The sequence below is a fragment of the Bacteroidales bacterium genome, from assembly GCA_013314715.1.
In the GTDB taxonomy this organism is placed as follows: Bacteria; Bacteroidota; Bacteroidia; order Bacteroidales; family GWA2-32-17; genus Ch61.
Genome location: JABUFC010000040.1, coordinates 1 through 19,120 on the forward strand (window position 1 = coordinate 1; position 19,120 = coordinate 19,120).

The window sequence follows — 19,120 nt, forward strand, 5'->3', positions numbered from 1 at the left end:
ATGCGTTCGCTTGCCATGACGTGAGAGTTACACATTGCTTCTTTTTTATCATTTAGATTGTTCTAATGTAATAGATAAAAAGCAATACAAATAATTAAAATAAATTTGAAATTTTTATCACAATAAACGAGTACGTTTATTTAATTTTGTAAAAGACTCATTTCTTTACAGAAATGTACTTTAATCGGAAACAATTTTATTTAACTAATTGTAAAACTAAATGTTAGGACTATATGTAAAAATATTTTATTTCGAAATTTTGTAATCTTTTTAATAATCACTATTTTAGCCACCTAAAAAGAAGTATTTATTTTGATAAATCGGCAAAAATATGGTTTAATATTAATTCCATTATCATGGCTTTATGCCTTTGCTGTTGGATTTCGCCATATGCTTTATAACTTGGGAATCCTCACCTCAAAATCTTATTCCATACCGATTTTGTGCGTAGGCAATATAACCGTTGGTGGCACTGGAAAAACCCCCCATATCGAAGCGATTATTAGAATTTTAAAAGACCATTATCGTATTGCTGTTTTAAGCCGAGGTTACAAACGCAAAACCAAAGGCTTTCGATATGTATTTGAAGATTCTAAAGCCTATGAAGTAGGCGACGAACCATTGCAAATAAAACAAAAATTTCCTGACATAACAGTTGTTGTTTCAGAAAGTCGGCGTAAAGGGATAGAAATGCTTTTGAAACAATCCGAACCTAAAATCGAAGTTATTCTTTTAGATGATGGCTATCAACATCTCGCTGTAAAAGCTGGAGCTTATATTTTACTCGTTGATTTTAATCATCCTATTTATGAAGATCATTTGTTGCCATACGGAAATCTTCGCGAACGTGTTCATCACAAATCTAAAGCAAGCATTGTAATTGTAACAAATACACCCGAAGATATCAAACCCATTGAACGTAGAATTATTCAAAAAAAATTAGAACTATTTCCTTATCAATATTTGTTTTTTACACATATCGAATATAAAAGCCCCGTTGTTGTTTTTCCAGGACAATTTTCAGCCATCAAATATAGTTTTATAAAATGTAAATACCATGTTTTATTGGTAACAGGAATTGCTAATCCTCAACCACTAAAAAATAATATTACTCGATTTGCAATAGAAATTACTGAAATTAATTATCCCGATCATCATTATTTTAAAGCTAAAGATATTGAGTATATCGTCAATGAATTTCAAAAAATAGATAACGACAAAAAGGTAATAATCACAACCGAAAAAGATGCTATACGCTTACGAGAAGCTCCCAACAATGAAATGTTAAAATCGTTACCCATTTTTTATATTCCCATAGAAATTGATTTTCTTTACAACGAAAAAGAAATGTTTAATTTAGAGTTAATAGAATATGTTAAAAAAAATCAATCAATCAGCAGCATTTATAAGCGAAAAGACTAAGTTTCAACCCGAAATTGGTATTATTCTTGGAACCGGTTTAGGTGGCTTAGTTAGAGAAATAAATATTGAACACTCGCTCAATTATCAGGACATACCGTATTTTCCTATTTCTACAGTAGAAGGACATCAAGGGCGGTTAATTTTAGGCACTTTAGCAGGAAAAAAAGTAATTGCTATGCAGGGTCGCTTTCATTATTACGAAGGTTATACCATGCAAGAAGTAACGTTTCCTGTTCGCGTTATGAAATTTTTAGGCATTAAACACCTTATTGTTTCAAATGCAAGTGGAGGCGTTAATCCTAATTTCGAGATAGGCGACCTTATGATTATAAACGACCATATCAACTTACTCCCTAACCCATTAATAGGCAAAAACTTAGACGAATTGGGACCTCGCTTTCCCGATATGAGCGATGCTTACGACAAAAAACTCATCGAAAAAGCCGAAAATATAGCCAAACGATTAGGCATTAAAGTTCAAAAAGGCACATATGTTGGTGTTACGGGTCCCACACTTGAAACACCATCCGAATACGTCTATTTTAGAACAATAGGTGGTGATGCCGTTGGTATGAGTACCGTTCCCGAAGTCATTGTTGCTCGTCACATGCAATTACCCTGTTTTGCTATTTCAATCATCACCGATTTAGGTGTACCGGGCAAAATCGTTAAAGTTACACACGAAGAAGTACAACAAATAGCGTCACAATCGGAACCTAAAATGACCCAAATTATAAAAGAATTGATTGGTGAAATTTAAATTTCACAGTAACAATTCTTTTTAGTTATTTTGCACAAAAATTTCTTTTTGAGTCAACTTAAAAAATTAGCTGGACAAACGGCTATTTATGGTTTAAGTAGCATTGTAGGTAGATTTATAAACTACTTACTGGTCCCGTTGTACACCTCCATTTTCTCACCCTCCGAATACGGCATAATAACCGAACTATATGCTTACTCATCATTCCTAATTATTATTTTTACATATGGGCTTGAAACTGCCTATTTTCGATTTGTTCAAAATGAAAAAGACAAGGAATATGTATTAGGTACATCGCTTTTTTCAATTCTTTTTTCATCGCTTTTCTTTTTTATTTCGTTTGGACTTTTTATGCCCAATATTGCCCAAATACTTGGATACGAAAACAACACCTATTTATTATGGATGGTTTTAATTATATTAATAACCGACGCTTTAGTAGCTATACCGTTTGCACGTTTACGTCAACAAAATAAAGCATGGAAATTTGCTTCGTTAAAAATTATCAATATTCTTATAAATATTTCACTTAATTTACTCTTTTTAGTATGGATACCCTATCTTATCCATCATGGTCGCTTCATCGGCTCGTGGTATTCAGCAAACTGGGGGGTTGGGTATGTTTTTCTATCGAACCTCATTGCCAATATCGTCACTTTAATCCTTTTACTCCCTACATACAAAATACAACATGGTTTCAATTTTGAGCTCTGGAAGCGTATGATGAACTATTCCATCCCCTTACTATTTGCTGGCTTAGCCGGAATGGTAAACGAAACATTCGATCGGGCGATGCTCAAGTATTTATTAACCAACAAAAACGATGCGATGCGTCAATTAGGAATATACGGAGCAAATTATAAAATTTCTATTTTAATGACCCTTTTTATACAAACATTTCGATTTGCTGCCGAACCATTCTTTTTTAACCATTCAAAAGAAGAAAATGCAAAACAAACATATGCCATTATAATGAAATATTTTATCATTTTCGGGCTTTTCATCTTTTTACTGGTAATGCTCAACCTTCATTTTGTTCAATATTTCATAGGCAAAGAATTTAGAGAAGGATTGAAGGTTGTTCCCATTTTGTTGTTAGCCAATCTATTTTTGGGCATTTTTTTCAACCTTTCTATTTGGTATAAATTAACCAATAAAACTAATTATGGTGCTTATTTAGCATTTTTTGGGGCAACCATTACTATCCTATTAAATATTTTGCTAATACCTAAAATGGGATATTTAGGTGCTGCATGGGCAACACTTATTTGTTACACTTCTATGACTATAATGTCGTATATATGGAGCAATCGATTTTACAAAATAAATTATCCGTTAAAAGATATTGCTCTATACTTTATTCTTGCTTTATTTTTGTATGCTATATCGACCCTACATAAAATTGAATCTTATGGATGGCTCACCCTTGTTAATGGTATAATAATACTTGTTTTTATAACCATTGTGTACATTAAAGAAAAAAATAAAATTAAAAATTTAAATATTTGATTGTACTTTGTTCACAAAAGGAATTTACTAAATAACATTTCTTAACATCGATATTGTTTGCAAACTAAAACAAATACTGTTGAATAATTCCTTTGCCAGGATTAAAATAGCCATTATACAGCCATGGAAAATCTTTTTTTATAGTTTCAATGTGCTGCAAAATACTTATCGATGGTTTAACAATTTCAAGTTCAAGATTTTTATCAATCCAATCAGGATCAATATTAAAATTGCGCCACTGAATCATATTAAACTTTAATGTTTTTATTGCGTTTCGTAGTGCTATTATTTCGTCGGGATGATTCGTATATCCAGGATGTACAAAGTAATTGATAGAAACCCATTTTTTTGCTTTTCGTAAGATTTGAATCGATAATAAAACATCATCAAAGCTATAGTTTACAGGCGAATAATACCATTTGTATCGTTCGGGCTGAAAACTATTGATACTAATGCGAGCACTATCGAGTCCAGCTTCAATAAGTTGATAAATTTTATCGGGCTTACTTCCGTTTGTATTTATATTGATAACGCCATCGCTTGTTTTTTTGCGAATGAGACGAATAGCTTCGGCTATAACATCGGCAACCATTAGAGGTTCGCCCTCACAGCCTTGCCCAAAGCTAACAACTGGGTTAGGAGCTTTTTTTATATGGTCAACAGCTATTTCTGCAATTTCTTCGGGAGAGGGTATAAAGCTAATTCGATTTTGAGTAGAACAGAAACCACTATCCTTTGGCTGATAAGAAATACATCCTTTACAACGACTATTACAGGTGGGCGATGTAGGCAACGGTGCCTCCCAACGCTCAAGAAAATAATTGCGAGCAGCAGGACAAAAATATACGGTAGCACAATGAACTAAGTGTTTAACTAAACGATTTTGAGGATATTTTTTTAAAAAACGCTTGGTGTTAGCAATTACTTTTTTTTGGTTAAATTGCTCTATATCTTGGCGAATATCTGAATCGATACGAAGTGCTGTAGTATAAAATTTACCACGAAACCAACCAACAGCCGTATAAGCAAAAAGGGGCAAAGTGGGAGCATCATCTTCTTTAATCCAAGCAGCTAAAGCAGTTTGAGTATAAGCAGGGGCATTAAATGCACTTACAGCATAACCTTTTTTGGAAATTTCTAATACTCCTGTTTTGGGATTATAGCCTACCGCTTTTCTTTTTGGTAGGTAAAAAAAATCGCTCCCCTTTGGTAATTGGATAAAATCTTTTTCGTTGAGAAGTTTAACTTTATTCCCTTCACGTCCAACAACTCTTAGTGAAGTATCTTCAAAAATATTTCCTTTTTCATCAGAAACTAACAAGTAGGGTAATGAGTTCATGGATTATTTTTGTTGTTTTTTTGCCCATGTGTCTTTTAAAGTAACCGTTCGATTAAAAACAATTTTATTTTCGGTAGTATCCGGGTCAACAGAAAAATATCCTATACGCTCAAATTGAAACTTATCGCCTACTTTTGCGTTTTTAACAAAGGGTTCTAAATAACCTGTAATAATTTTTAATGATTCGGGATTGAGTTCGGTTTTAAAATCTTCGGCTGCATCAGGTTCTTCAGATTTAAATAGGCGGTCGTATAAACGTACTTCACATGGGATTGCATGTTTTACAGAAACCCAGTGAATGGTTCCTTTTACTTTTCTACCATCTGGCGATTTTCCGCCTTTCGATTCCAAATCTATAGTACAATGCAATTCTTTAACCGAGCCATCTGCATTTTTAACAACTTCTTCGCATTTTAAAAAATAAGCATAACGAAGACGAACTTCGCCACCGGGTTTTAAACGGAAATAATCTTTGGGTGGATTTTCCATAAAATCATCTCTTTCGATATAAATTTCGCGAGTAAAAGGCATTTCATGAGTTCCTGCCGACTCATCTTCTGGGTTGTTAATAGCAATAAGTGTTTCTTCGTAATTTTCGGGTAAATTAGTAATCACCACCTTTAAGGGATTAAGAACCCCCATTAAACGGGTTGCTTTTTTATTTAAATCTTCGCGAATACAAAACTCAAGCAAACTAACATCAATAATATTTTCGCGTTTAGCCACTCCTATGCGTTCAGCAAACATTCTTATCGATGCAGGAGTATAACCTCTACGTCTAAGACCACTAATGGTTGGCATACGTGGATCGTCCCAACCATTAACATATTTGCCTTTTACAAGTTCTAAAAGCTTTCGTTTACTCATTACCGTATAAGAAAGATTGAGGCGGGCAAATTCAGTTTGACGAGGGCGAGGATGCGGCAATCCGATGGCTTCCATAAACCATTCATATAAAGGGCGATGCACTTCAAATTCTAACGTACAAATAGAATTGGTAATGCCTTCGATATAATCACTTTGACCATGAGCATAATCGTACATAGGATAAATACACCATTTATCACCCGTTCTGTGGTGTGTAGTGTGAAGTATGCGATACATTACAGGGTCTCGCATATGCATATTGGGCGAAGCTAAATCTATTTTAGCTCGCAAAGTACGGCTTCCATCTGGAAATTCACCTGCACGCATGCGTTGAAATAAGTCGAGATTCTCTTCTACGCTCCTATTGCGATAAGGACTTGGTGTTGCTGGAATAGTAGGAGTACCACGCATGCTTGCAATCTCTTCGGCAGATAAATCGCAAACATAAGCCAACCCTTTTTTTATAAGCACAATTGCCCACTCATATAATTGTTCGTAATAATCCGATGCAAAACATAGTTTATCCCATTCAAAACCTAACCAACGTACATCTTCCATTATTGATTCTACATATTCCACATCTTCAGCAACAGGATTGGTGTCGTCAAAACGCAAGTTACATTTACCCTTGTATTTTTCTTTTAAACCAAAATTTAAGCATATCGATTTTGCATGACCTATATGCAAATAACCATTAGGTTCAGGTGGGAAACGAGTATACACTTCTTTAATATAACCACTCTTTAGTTCTTCGTCAATTATTTCTTCAATAAAATTTTTACTTACTTCTGGTTTTTCTATTTCATTCATATCGTTTAGCTTTGTAGCTGCAAAGTTAATTTTTTTTTTATTTAAGATAAACGAATTCAATTATGGCATTTATTCATTTACACGACATGGAATTTTATGCTTATCATGGGCATTTCAAAGAAGAACAAGAAGTAGGAAATTATTTTATTGTAAATGTAAGTATTGAAACCGATATTTCAAAAGCTGCCCAATCAGATAAATTAGAAGATGCACTCGATTACCAAAAAGTTTATAAGCTCATCGACGAAGAGATGAAAATAAAATCGTATTTAATAGAACCTCTTTTAATGCGTATAGTATATCGTTTATTTAATGATTTTCCATCCATTGAGTTTTTAAGCCTAAGTATTGCTAAAGTAAATCCTCCTTTAGGTGGTAAAGTTAATCGTGTATCATTACAATGGCAAGGAAAAAGAAATCAACTATAATTTTATCGAACAAAAGCTTTTTTTTACCATCTTTGCATAAACCAAAAATAAACGATATGAAAAAAATAGCCTTATTTGTATTAATGCTCGGAAACCTGAGTCTAATGTATCAATGTTCGTCAAACGAAAAAAAAGAAACAAATATGAATGCAGAAGCCGACAGTTTAATTAAAGCTTTTGAGGCAAAAGTTAAACCCTTATACAAGGAAATGAGCCTTGCATATTGGAATGCCTCTATTACTGGAAACGAAGCTGATTACCAAAAATCGCTCGAAGCCGAAATGGCTGTGAATAAAATTTTAGCCGATACAACTTTTTTTGCACAAATTAAAAAAATACGCAACTCAAAACAAATTACCGATACCCTCATTCAACGACAAATTGAAATGATTTATGCTTCGATGCTACCAAAACAAGTTGATAGCAATTTAACCAAACAAATTACCGAACTACAAAATAAAATTGAACAAAAGTTTTCCACATTCAGAGCTGTCATTGATGGCAAAAAATACACAGATAACGAAATCGAAGAAATACTAAGAACTTCGACCGATTCTAAAAAACTAGAAAAAGCTTGGACTAGTGTTAAAGAATTAGGACCTATTGTTGCTGAAGACATTAAAAATCTTGCTAAACTTCGCAATCAAGTAGCCCAATCGATGGGATACAACAACTACCATGAAATGAAATTAACACTCGACGAACAAGATCCAAAAGATATTGAAAAACTTTTTGATGAATTAGATAATCTTACACGCGATGCTTTTGCAAAACTCAAAAGCGATATGGACGACAAGTTAGCAGCTCGGTACAAGGTAAAAAAAGAAGAATTAATGCCCTGGCATTATCAAAACCGTTTTTTCCAAGAAGCCCCTGCTATATATAATGTTGATTTAGATGGTTATTACAAAAACCAAGACATTGTAAAACTTACCAAAGACTTTTATGCTAGCATTGGTATGGACATTACCGATATTCTTAATCGTAGCGATTTGTTCGAAAAAGAAGGAAAAAATCAACATGCTTACTGCACCGATATTGATAACGAAGGTGATATTCGTATTTTGTGCAATGTAAAACCCAACAATCAATGGATGGGCACCATGTTGCACGAATTTGGTCATGGTGTTTACGACAAATACATTGATATGAATGTGCCTTATGTACTACGCGAGCCGGCTCATACCTTTACAACCGAAGCCATTGCTATGTTAATGGGTCGTTTATCAACCAATGGCACATGGATGCAAGCAATGGGAATAATTGATGAAAAAGAAGCCGAAATAGTAAAAACCGAAGGATTTAAAATGCTTCGCCTTGAGCAATTAGTATTTAGCCGTTGGGCACAAGTAATGTATCGCTTCGAAAAAGGCTTGTACGAAAACCCCAATCAAGATTTAAATAAACTTTGGTGGGACTTGGTTGAAAAATACCAAATGATGAAACGACCTGCCAATCGTAATATGCCCGATTGGGCAACCAAAACCCATATTGCTACCTCTCCTTGTTATTATCACAACTATTTATTAGGCGAATTACTTGCATCGCAACTAAATGCATACATTGTTAAAAATATTTTAAAAACCGAAGATTATCAAGCACCTAATTATGTAGGCAATAAAGAAGTAGGCAAATACCTCATCGAAAAAGTATTTAAACCCGGTAGAACCTATTATTGGAACCATATGATTGAAAAAGCAACTGGCGAAAAACTTACAGCAAAATATTATGCTGCTCAATTTGTAAACGAATAAAATACTAATACAACAAAAAAAGGCTGCCTCAATAGGGCAGCCTTTTATGTTTTATAAATGAACGATTTGTTACAAGCGTTCTAATTCAACAGTAAAATGGCGTAAGATAGGTGCCTCTCTAACAATTCTAAAGCCCTTCTTTATTTCCATACGACGATCGTAAACGTTTTTCAAACATGCAGCAACATAAGCCATATGATTGTTGGTATAAACGCGGCGTGGTATAGCCAAACGCAACAATTCTAATTTAGGATAACGATCTTGCTTCGTTTCGGGGTCGCGATCAGCTAAAAGAGTTCCTATTTCTACCCCACGAACCCCCCCTTCGATGTACAACTCAACAGCCAAAAGCTGGGCGATATATTCTGATTGAGGAATATGGCTAAAAAATTTCAATGCATCTACAAATATAGCATGACCTCCAACCGGTTCTTGAATGGGAATTCCATAGTCCTTAAGTAATTGACCTAAATACTGTACCTGACCAATTCGAGCTTCTAAATAATCGAACATGGTCGATTCATAAAGTCCTTGTGCTAAAGCATTCATGTCACGACCCGCCATGCCACCGTAAGTAATATAACCTTCAAACATAATATTAAAAACGGTTGCTTGCTTAAACAGTTCTTCAGAACGCATAGCAATAAATCCACCAATATTCACAATACCATCTTTTTTGCTACTCATGGTCATGGCATCGGCATACGAAAACATTTCGCGGACAATATCGCGAATCGTTTTATGTTGATACCCCTCTTCACGAGTTTTAATGAAATAAGCATTTTCGGCAAAACGAGCCGAATCAAATATTACCATTTTATTATATTGATCGGCTAAGCGACGAACCTCTCTCAGGTTTTGCATGGATACCGGTTGACCGCCAGCTGTATTATTTGTAATGGTCATTATAATAAAAGGTATTTTATCATGATACTCCTTCAATACTTTTTCAAGTTTCTGAATATCTACATTCCCTTTAAATGGGTGAATGGTTGCTGTATTGAATGCTTCGTCAATAGTACAATCTACGGCATGAGCCTTTCGAAATTCAATATGGCCTTTGGTAGTATCGAAATGGCTATTACCCGGAATAATTTGACCTTCTTTTACTAAAGCGCTAAAGAGTACATTTTCGGCAGCTCTTCCTTGATGTGTAGGCAAAAAATATTCAAATCCTAAAATTTCACGAATAGCATTTTTGAGCTTATAATACGAACTAGCGCCGGCATAGCTTTCGTCGCCAAGCATCAGTTCTGCCCATTGCTTATCGCTCATAGCTCCTGTTCCACTGTCAGTCAACAAATCGATATAAACCTTATCGCTGCTGAGGTTAAAAAGATTGTACTTTGCATCTTTTATCCAACGCTCTCTTTCTTCGCGTGTAGATTTGCGAATGCTTTCAACCATTTTAATTTTAAAAGGTTCTGAATATGGAAGTTCCATAATATTATTGTTTTAAAGTTAAACACTAAATTTATTTATATTGAAAAATGATAAAAAGAATAAACTAAAAGCTATCCCGCTCTTTAATGTTAAGAAATATACGCTTACGCGAAACAATTTTAATATAAATGCACCATGTATTCATTGACGCTGCTAAATTATAGAAACGAATTGAAAAACAAAACATCAAAATGCATTTTTTTAATGGTTTTAAATCACTTTTTTTGCAAAAAAAAATTATGAGCGACACCGAACTTTTTAATTATGTTGTATTACCTATTATTATTGGGCTTGCAAGAATCTTTGATGTAACTGTTGGTACTTTGCGCATCATTTTTGTTTCGAAAGGAAATAAAAAAGTAGCCCCACTTTTAGGATTTGTAGAAGTACTAGCATGGATTATTGTAATTGGTGAAATTATGAAATCGGCTAATAATCTAGCTTGCTATGTAGGATATGCCTTAGGTTTCGCAGCCGGAAATTATATTGGCATGCTAGTAGAAGAAAAACTTGCTTTGGGTAACCTTATTATTCGCATCATAACCGACGAAAACGCTAGAATTTTAAAAAATGCTATTGTCAATGCCGGTTTTGGCATGACAGTAGTGCCCGGTTATGGAGCAATGGGCAATCCGGTGGACGTTATTTTTATGGCCATTCATCGATCCGATTTAGAAAAAGTTGTTAACTTAATAAAAGAGAATAATCCTGGAGCTTTTTATTCGATCGAAGAATTAAAATATGTTAGTGAAGGCGTTTTCCCGGCACAAAAAAACACAAATACACTTAAAGGGTTCGCACATATTCTTTTTAGATGGAGAAGAGGAAAATAATATGATATCGCTATTATCATTATCTTCGCACTAAATTATGATAAAGTATTTTATTGCTATATGGTTTCTATTTCAACTCATGCTGTTGAAAGCACAAAACACAGATACAACTTTATACACCAAAACATTTTTTGGACGTTTAAAATCACCATATTTTCAACTTATCGCAACTAAAACTGACACCGATTTTTGCACAATACACAACTACATGCCCTTTTATACTAACTTTTTAGCTCATTTAGGTAATGGAACTTCGGCTACATATTCGTTTATACCAATATTCATAACCGATCTACCTTTTTGGCTCCAACCTTTTCAGATATACTATAACGAAATTCAGGATTTATATTTTCATACCCATACTCCTTTTACACATATTAAACTTACAGCTAATAATAATCGAACATATAACGAAGAAGGATTAAAGCTCATTCATACTCAAAACATTAAACCCAATTGGAATATTGCTTTTATAGGCAAATCGAATAAACAAATAGGCAGAATACAACGACAAGACCACCGATTGCATTATTTTTTTGGTAGTACACAATACCAATCAAGCCGCTATCAATTATATGCCAATTATTATTTCTCAAAAATAAAAATAAAGGAAAATGGTGGCGTAAGTAATTTGCCGTTCTTAATCGACTCATTATTCCCTATCGAAAATGCACTAGTTTATTTATCAAACGCAACAAACAATTATACTTATCAAAAAGGTAATGCTCAACAAGCTATTTGCCTCAGTTTTCAAGACGATAGCCTCTCAGAAAAATGGAAACCATTCATAATTCATCATTTTGAATATACCAAAGCAAAAAAAATATATGCCGATGTTTTAGATACAACGTTTTATTTTGCTAATCGCTTTATCGATAGTAGTAAAACATACGATTCTCTTTATTTCAGAAATATTGAAAACCAAATTGGCATTGCCATTTCTAACAATTTAAAAACAGGCAGTGGTATTTCGATTTATGCTTTGTCGTCTAATCAAAAAACATATTCGCACCAACACCCCAAAAACATTGATAACATGGGAACAGGAATGCTACTTTTCTATAACAATGCATCATTTTCAGCTCAATTAAATTTTAAATACTGGATCAATGGCTATCTAAAAGGTAATAAACATGTTCAAATCAGCACTCAAAAAAACATTCATATTGCCCAAAATGATGCTAATTGGATTTTCGACGTTGCATATCATCAACAAGCGGTCGATTATTTTGCTACCTCACTTTATACTAATCATTTTCAATGGCAACAATCGCTGCCTACAACTACCGAAATTTCTACTCAAACCGGAATCGAAAACGAAAGTAATGGAATTTATTTAAATTTAAAGAACATTAAAAATGCTGTTTATTTCGACACACAATCTCATCCACAAACGATTAACAATAATTTTATGTATGCCAGCATGATATTAAGAAAAACATTTCATGCTGGTCGTTTTCATTTATCGAATCATTTTATGATGCAATATATAACCGATACACTTATTTCTGTGCCCTTTTACGCTGGCTACCATATCCTATATTACGAAAATCAGCTCTTTAAAAAAGTTTTAGGAATTCAATTAGGAAGCGAAGTATTTTATCATTCAATTTACCAAGCAGTTTCTTACAACCCCGCTTTAGGTAACTTTTTTAACAATAATACAAGCAAATTAGGCAATTATCCATACATTAATATATTTGCTAACTTAAAGTTAAAACGAGCACGTTTTTTTGTAAAAATTGAACATTTGAATTATCACTGGCAAAAAGCTAATTACAGCATGGTTTATGCCTATCCAATGCCCCCACGAAGCCTTAAATTTGGTATTTTATGGTCGTTTTACGACTAAACTTTTTTATCAATATTTATGTATAGTTCATAAGAAGTTTTCATAAAACAATTATCTATTTAATTTTTGTTTTATATTTGTATAAATTTTTTTTTATGCAATTTATCATCAGTTTAATTCAAAATACAGCCATTCTTCTTTCTTTTTCAATGCTATATGAATATTATTGGATTAAGCTCAATCAACGTAACTTAAAAAACGATATTATCACAGGTACAGTCATATCCATTGCAGTTAGCATTATAATGTTTACACCTTTTAAATTTTCAGAAACTATTGTTTTTGATGTACGCTCCATATTGCTTTCTATTTCGGGGTTGTTTTTTGGTTTTATTCCTACTTTTTTAGCCATGCTTACTTCTCTGGTTATTCGCTTAAACATGGGAGGCGATGGAGTTTATATGGGTGTAGCTGTTATCATTTCTTCCGCTTCCATTGGCATGTTGTGGCATTATTATCGAAAAAACTGGGAAGAACAATATTTTATTGAATTATTATTACTTGGCATCACAGTTCATGCCGTGATGGCTTTTTGCACAATTTTTCTTCCATCGGGCAAAGAAATGGATGTATTAAAAAACATTGCCTTACCCTTAATATTAATTTACATTCCTGGAACTTTATTACTCGGCACGTTACTTGTTCGTCAACACGGCAATTACTTAAACCGTAAGGCAAAAGAAAAGCTTATCGAAACAGAATACATGTTTCATCAACTCATGAAAAGTAAAAACATTTATGCACTCACATTAAATAAACAATTCAACATATATTTTGCTAACGAACATTTACAAAAATCAATTCATCTTACAAAAGAAGAACTGTTAAATAATAATTTCGAGTCTATTTTTCTACAAAAAATAAGCGATGAAGACAAACGCAAAAAAGAAGTATTTTTCAACTCTGCTCTCATAAGTATAGAATTAAAAGCAGCATTTACCACATTACAAAATAAACATTATTATATACATTGGTTTATTACTAAAACCTTTAATTTTCAAAACGAACATAACGGTTATATAGTTATTGGAGTGGACGAAACAGAACGTTATGAAGCCGAAAAAAAACTGAATGAAACACATCAGGAATTATTAGCTCAATATGAAGTATATAAAGAGCTCAATATACAACTTACCGAAGCCAAACAAAAAGCAGAAGAAAGCGATAGACTTAAAACAATGTTGTTATCGAATTTAAGTCACGAGGTCAGAACCCCTATGAATGCAATTATAGGTTTTTCTGAACTACTACGCAAAGATATTCCTAATGAAAAACGCAAAGAATTTTCTGAAATTATTTTTAAAAGTTCGCAACAACTTTTACAAACTATTGACGACATTGTCCTCATTTCTAAACTTCAAAGTCAAAAAACAAAATTGCAAGTAAGCAAAATAAAACCTGTTGAATTACTAAAGAGCCTGTTAATTTTAAACCAACATAAAATACAGCAACCAAAAGTTGAATTCAAAATTGTTTTCGACCAGGCCCATGAAAATATTATTATCGAAACAGATGAATTAAAACTTACAAAAATATTGTCTAATTTGCTCAAAAATGCCTATAATTATACTCCAAGTGGGAAAATAGAAATGGGTTTTTATACCGAAGAAAAACACATTGTATTCTTTGTAAAAGATACAGGATTAGGTATTTCTGACGAAGATAAACCCTATATTTTCGAATCATTTTATCGTGGAAAGTTATCTAAATCGTTTGCTATTAGAGGTATTGGCTTAGGTTTAAGTATTGTTAAAGAACTTACACAATTACTCAAAGGCGAAATTTGGTTCGAAAGCGATCCCGAAAAAGGAAGTGTATTTTATGTAAAAATTCCAACTGTAATTGCTATTCAAGATAATAAAAATAACGATTCTATTCAAAAATCATCTTTAAAGCTCGATGATCTTAAAAATTTTAACATTTTGATTGTCGAAGATGAATTTCTCAATTATCAATTCATTGAAGCTTTATTAAATCCTTTGGTTAAACAAGTAGATTATGCACAAAATGGCAGTATTGCTATAGAAAAATGTAAACACCAATCATACGATTTCGTACTAATGGATATTCGAATGCCTATTATGAACGGAATAGAAACAACAAAGCATTTAAAACAAATACACCCCGATATTAAAATTATTGCCCTTACAGCCTATAACGGTGAAACCACCAAAGAAGAAGCACTTCAAGCAGGTTGCTCATTTTTTCTTTCGAAACCTATTTATTTAGACCAATTGATAAATGCCTTTCAACAGCTAATACAGGCTTAAACTAAAATAAAAAATATGTATTTAAAGAATTATTTTAGATATGCTTCTTTATTTTTTCTTATCATAATTGAACATTGCAAATGCTCATATTTTTAATTATATATAGGGCTTTTATTCGGAACGAATAAATATATTTGCAATAATTTCGTTAATGCGTTAAATAAATCATCATGATTAAAAAAGTAAGATTTAAAATTTTATTTGTAATAGTTCTCACTTTATCTTCTCACTTATTTGTCAGTGGTCAATATAACAGAGCCTTGTATGATGATGAATTAAAACTCAAGATTTGGTTCGATAGTTTGTTTATGCGCAACGATGCCGTATTTATTCTCCCCGATTCAAAAAAGATTGCCTATTCCGACTCTATTCGCCAAACCCTTAACAAAGCTCTACGCCAACCCGAAGCGTGGAAATTTCCATTCGACTCACTTACCAATCTTGGAAAAATATTTTCTAACGATAGTAGTTTACGCATATTAACCTGGAATATTCGCCTAAAAGGTGGCATATATCGTTACTATGGATTTATTATGAAAAAAAACAACGAACGTGATATTAAAGTATTTGAATTAAACGATAGTACAAATACAATTCCCGCTAAAGAACTAGAAAACCTTACATTATCGTCAAATCAATGGTATGGAGCCACGTACTATCAAATAATTCACTTTACAAAAGTAAAACACCCCTATTACCTATTAATTGGCTGGAAAGGCTACAATGCCTACTTGCATCAAAAAATTGTAGAAGCTTTATGGTTCAACAAAAAAGGTAAACCCATTTTTGGTAAAGCCATTTTTCAATCTGATCAAAAAACAGTAAAGCGTTTAGTTTTTAGCCACAGCATAAAAGGAACCATGTCGTGCCATTACGAACCTTCTCAAAAAGCCATAATTTTCGATCATTTAGTACCTTCATCAAATATCTATCAGGGCATGTATGAGTTTTATGGTCCCAATGGCACCTTCGATGCTTATTTTTTAAAGAAAAATATGTGGATTCTTAAAGAAGACATTGAACCCAAAAATCCACGTAAAAAAAATGAACTTCCGTCAAATAATTAGTATTTCACAAATTAAATATCTATATCTTTGCAAAAATTTTCATTCAGACGATGGTAAAAAATAAAGATTCGGAAGTTTACATCTACCTCGTTGACGACGATGAACTTTTAAATAAAATATTGCTAACCAAATTTCAACAAAACACCAAACACAAAGTTTTTACTTTCACTAGCGGAGAAGATTTTATAAAATATTACCAATCGCTCCATATTAAAAAACCAAATAAAAATATTCATATTCTACTCATTGATTATATGCTTAACCCTGGAGTTCCTGTTCACTCAGCCAAAACAGGCATAGACTTCATCAAAGAAGCCCGAGCTATAAACCCCCAAATCAATACGATCCTAATTTCTGCCATTGATAACCCAGAACTATCCATTTTAGCTCAAAAAGAAGGTGTCAATGCTTTTATCAAAAAAAATGAAAATGCCTTTTTGCGAATCAATAATCAAATAAGTTTTATTATTAGCGAGATAAAGCTCCAAAAAGCTCATAAACGAAGCCTAACCACTCGTAAAATATTTGTGGCAATACTCATTATGTTTTCATTGCTCATTGTTTATATTGCTTTAACCGAATTCATTCTGAATTAATGTCGGCGTACTGACTTCTTGTCATATTATTTTTATTGGCATTGACTTTGTTTATCGTTTGCCAATTTTCAAAAATTTTGGTCTATGCAAAAAGGAAATATAGGGGTTACAACCGAAAACATATTCCCCATTATAAAAAAGTTTTTATATTCAGAACATGAAATTTTTCTACGCGAATTAGTTTCAAATGCAGTTGATGCTACAACCAAACTAAAAGCCCTTGCCAATAGCGGCGAATATAAAGGCGATGTTAACCATAAACGCATTTATATTAAACTTGACAAAGACAAAAAAACATTAACCATTTCCGATTATGGAATTGGTATGACAGCCGAAGAAGTTGACAAATACATCAATCAAATAGCGTTTTCGAGTGCCGAAGAGTTTCTTGAAAAATATAAAGACAAAGCAAACCTAATAGGACACTTTGGTCTGGGCTTTTATTCGGCTTTTATGGTAGCCAACAAAGTTGAACTCATTACAAAATCATACAAAGAAGATAGTAAAGCAGTAAAATGGATTTGCGACGGCTCGCCCGAATATACCATGGAAGAAACCGACCGCTCTGAACATGGTACCGATGTAATTCTTCACATTGAAGATAAAGACCAAGAAGAGTTTCTCGACGAAAATCGTATTCAACAACTACTCAATAAATACTGCAAATTTTTACCAGTTGAAATAGCTTTCGGTAAGAAAAAAGAATGGAAAAAAGATAAATTTGTAGAAACCAACGAAGATAATATTATAAATAATCCTACCCCACTTTGGACAAAAAAACCTACTGAAATAAAAGACGAAGATTATAAAGCCTTTTATAGAGAACTTTATCCCGATAATTTTGAAGAACCCCTTTTTAATATACATCTTAATGTCGATTATCCTTTCCATCTAACAGGTATATTGTACTTTCCTCGTATAAAAAACAGTTTCGATATACAAAAAAATAAAATACAACTTTATTGTAATCAGGTTTTTGTTACCGACCAAGTAGAAGGAATAGTCCCCGATTACCTCATGCTCCTACACGGAGTAATAGACTCACCCGATATTCCACTAAATGTTTCACGTAGCTATTTGCAAAGCGATAGCAACGTAAAAAAAATATCTGCTCATATTACTAAAAAAGTTGCCGATAAACTTTTCGACTTGTTTAAAAACGACCGAAGCGATTTCGAAAAAAAATGGGACGACCTAAAACTTTTTATTGAATACGGCATGATAAGCGATGAAAAATTTTACGAACGAGCCGAAAAATTTGCACTATTTAAAAATATCGATGGTAAATACTTTACATTCGAAGAATACGAAAAATTAGTAAAAGAAAATCAGACCGAAAAATATGGAAGTACCATATACCTTTATGCTACCGATAAAGAAGAACAATACGCATACATAGAGCAAGCTAAAAATAAAGGATACGATGTGCTTTTATTCGATGGGCAGCTCGATTTACATTTTATCAACCATCTTGAACAAAAACTGCAAAAAACTTCATTTAAACGTGTAGATGCCGAAACCATCGACAAATTAATTGAAAAAGAAGAGCAACGTAAAGTAGAATTAAGCGAAGCCGACCAAAACGATTTAAGACATGTTTTATTTGGTGCAATACCAAATAAAGAGGAATTCTTAATTGCTTACGAAGCACTATCAGAAAACGAATTGCCACTTATCATTACACGTAGCGAATATATGCGACGCATGAAAGATATGGCTCAATTTGCCCCTAAAAGCATGTATGGCAGCATGCCCGATATGTACTCTATGGTAGTCAATGCATCGCATCCTATCATAAATAAAATTGTAAACGATAAAAACAAACAATTAGCCAACGAATTACAAGAAATTGACCGTAAAATTGAGCCACTTAATAAAGAAATCGAAAAAATTAAAGAAGAACAAAAAAAGAAAAAAGAAGAAGAAATTTCGACAGCCGAAAAAGACAAACTCAACGAATTAGAAAAACAACTCGAAACATTACGTAACGAGAGAAAACAAAAACTTGAGTCTTTTGGAGCTAATAATACAACTGTAAAACAACTTATCGACATAGCACTTTTATCGCACAATCTATTAAAAGGAGAAGCTTTTAGTCGATTTATAAAACGAAGCGTTGAAGTATTACCCAAAGAATAATGGATATTCTTACCTTATATCATCCCGTAAG

General features: G+C 33.0%; 14 protein-coding genes. 11 read left to right on the top strand and 3 right to left on the bottom strand.

The features are described 5' to 3' along the window. Nucleotides 1–315 precede the first annotated feature (315 nt). From lpxK to HPY79_09555, 3 genes are read left to right on the top strand one after another with little or no spacing between them, the layout of a single operon-like run. A complete protein-coding gene (gene lpxK / locus HPY79_09545) occupies nt 316–1,422 on the top strand; it encodes a tetraacyldisaccharide 4'-kinase (protein NSW46041.1) in 1,107 nt (368 codons plus the stop codon). After that, nucleotides 1,373–2,182 carry a purine-nucleoside phosphorylase gene (locus HPY79_09550; protein NSW46042.1) on the top strand — a complete coding sequence of 270 codons (810 nt, stop codon included), beginning with the start codon at nt 1,373–1,375 and terminating at the stop codon, nt 2,180–2,182. The genes lpxK and HPY79_09550 overlap by 50 nt, the downstream gene beginning before the upstream one ends. 48 nt (nt 2,183–2,230) lie before the next feature. Then, the gene (locus HPY79_09555; protein NSW46043.1) at nt 2,231–3,691 is read left to right on the top strand and encodes an oligosaccharide flippase family protein; all 1,461 of its coding nucleotides are present in this window, start codon (nt 2,231–2,233) and stop codon (nt 3,689–3,691) included. A 64-nt stretch (nt 3,692–3,755) separates the two neighbouring features. Here HPY79_09555 and HPY79_09560 read toward each other — a convergent pair whose 3' ends face one another. Beyond that, complete coding sequence (locus tag HPY79_09560; protein ID NSW46044.1) at nt 3,756–5,030, bottom strand: radical SAM protein; 1,275 nt, start codon at nt 5,028–5,030, stop codon at nt 3,756–3,758. Nucleotides 5,031–5,033: 3 nt separating this feature from the next. Next, complete coding sequence (locus tag HPY79_09565; GenBank protein ID NSW46045.1) at nt 5,034–6,707, bottom strand: glutamine--tRNA ligase/YqeY domain fusion protein; 1,674 nt, start codon at nt 6,705–6,707, stop codon at nt 5,034–5,036. Between the two features lie 62 nt (nt 6,708–6,769). On the opposite strand from HPY79_09565, the gene folB reads away from it, so the two are divergent. Together folB and HPY79_09575 are read left to right on the top strand one after the other, a co-directional pair. Beyond that, nucleotides 6,770–7,135, top strand: a complete 366-nt coding sequence (gene folB / locus HPY79_09570) for a dihydroneopterin aldolase (protein ID NSW46046.1) — start codon at nt 6,770–6,772, stop codon at nt 7,133–7,135. Nucleotides 7,136–7,191: 56 nt separating this feature from the next. Continuing rightward, nucleotides 7,192–8,889, top strand: a complete 1,698-nt coding sequence (locus HPY79_09575) for a M2 family metallopeptidase (protein ID NSW46047.1) — start codon at nt 7,192–7,194, stop codon at nt 8,887–8,889. Between the two features lie 69 nt (nt 8,890–8,958). Here the strand turns inward: HPY79_09575 and HPY79_09580 are convergent, their stop codons facing one another. Next, the gene (locus tag HPY79_09580; protein ID NSW46048.1) at nt 8,959–10,332 is read right to left on the bottom strand and encodes a tryptophanase; all 1,374 of its coding nucleotides are present in this window, start codon (nt 10,330–10,332) and stop codon (nt 8,959–8,961) included. Between the two features lie 239 nt (nt 10,333–10,571). Here HPY79_09580 and HPY79_09585 point away from each other — a divergent pair, with 239 nt between their 5' ends. From HPY79_09585 to htpG, 6 genes are all read left to right on the top strand, one after another. Next, nucleotides 10,572–11,165, top strand: a complete 594-nt coding sequence (locus HPY79_09585) for a DUF2179 domain-containing protein (protein NSW46049.1) — start codon at nt 10,572–10,574, stop codon at nt 11,163–11,165. Nucleotides 11,166–11,202: 37 nt separating this feature from the next. Next, a complete protein-coding gene (locus tag HPY79_09590; GenBank protein ID NSW46050.1) occupies nt 11,203–13,017 on the top strand; it encodes a hypothetical protein in 1,815 nt (604 codons plus the stop codon). 95 nt (nt 13,018–13,112) lie between these two features. Further along, nucleotides 13,113–15,287: a response regulator gene (locus tag HPY79_09595; GenBank protein NSW46051.1), complete on the top strand. Its 2,175-nt coding sequence runs from the start codon at nt 13,113–13,115 to the stop codon at nt 15,285–15,287. A gap of 170 nt (nt 15,288–15,457) precedes the next feature. After that, nucleotides 15,458–16,354, top strand: coding sequence for a hypothetical protein (locus HPY79_09600; GenBank protein ID NSW46052.1), 897 nt, complete (start codon nt 15,458–15,460; stop codon nt 16,352–16,354). A 50-nt stretch (nt 16,355–16,404) separates the two neighbouring features. Then, nucleotides 16,405–16,950, top strand: coding sequence for a response regulator (locus HPY79_09605; GenBank protein ID NSW46053.1), 546 nt, complete (start codon nt 16,405–16,407; stop codon nt 16,948–16,950). An 84-nt stretch (nt 16,951–17,034) separates the two neighbouring features. After that, complete coding sequence (gene htpG / locus HPY79_09610) at nt 17,035–19,089, top strand: molecular chaperone HtpG (protein NSW46054.1); 2,055 nt, start codon at nt 17,035–17,037, stop codon at nt 19,087–19,089. Nucleotides 19,090–19,120: the final 31 nt, after the last annotated feature.

What these genes read in the sequence shown, in the direction of transcription:
- HPY79_09550 (NSW46042.1), top strand. Translation starts at nt 1,373, where the DNA reads ATGTTAAAAAAAATCAATCAATCAGCAGCATTTATAAGCGAAAAGACT.
- HPY79_09560 (NSW46044.1), bottom strand. Translation starts at nt 5,030, where the DNA reads ATGAACTCATTACCCTACTTGTTAGTTTCTGATGAAAAAGGAAATATT.
- HPY79_09565 (NSW46045.1), bottom strand. Translation starts at nt 6,707, where the DNA reads ATGAATGAAATAGAAAAACCAGAAGTAAGTAAAAATTTTATTGAAGAA.
- folB (NSW46046.1), top strand. Translation starts at nt 6,770, where the DNA reads ATGGCATTTATTCATTTACACGACATGGAATTTTATGCTTATCATGGG.
- HPY79_09575 (NSW46047.1), top strand. Translation starts at nt 7,192, where the DNA reads ATGAAAAAAATAGCCTTATTTGTATTAATGCTCGGAAACCTGAGTCTA.
- HPY79_09580 (NSW46048.1), bottom strand. Translation starts at nt 10,332, where the DNA reads ATGGAACTTCCATATTCAGAACCTTTTAAAATTAAAATGGTTGAAAGC.
- HPY79_09585 (NSW46049.1), top strand. Translation starts at nt 10,572, where the DNA reads ATGAGCGACACCGAACTTTTTAATTATGTTGTATTACCTATTATTATT.
- HPY79_09590 (NSW46050.1), top strand. Translation starts at nt 11,203, where the DNA reads ATGATAAAGTATTTTATTGCTATATGGTTTCTATTTCAACTCATGCTG.
- HPY79_09595 (NSW46051.1), top strand. Translation starts at nt 13,113, where the DNA reads ATGCAATTTATCATCAGTTTAATTCAAAATACAGCCATTCTTCTTTCT.
- HPY79_09600 (NSW46052.1), top strand. Translation starts at nt 15,458, where the DNA reads ATGATTAAAAAAGTAAGATTTAAAATTTTATTTGTAATAGTTCTCACT.
- HPY79_09605 (NSW46053.1), top strand. Translation starts at nt 16,405, where the DNA reads ATGGTAAAAAATAAAGATTCGGAAGTTTACATCTACCTCGTTGACGAC.
- htpG (NSW46054.1), top strand. Translation starts at nt 17,035, where the DNA reads ATGCAAAAAGGAAATATAGGGGTTACAACCGAAAACATATTCCCCATT.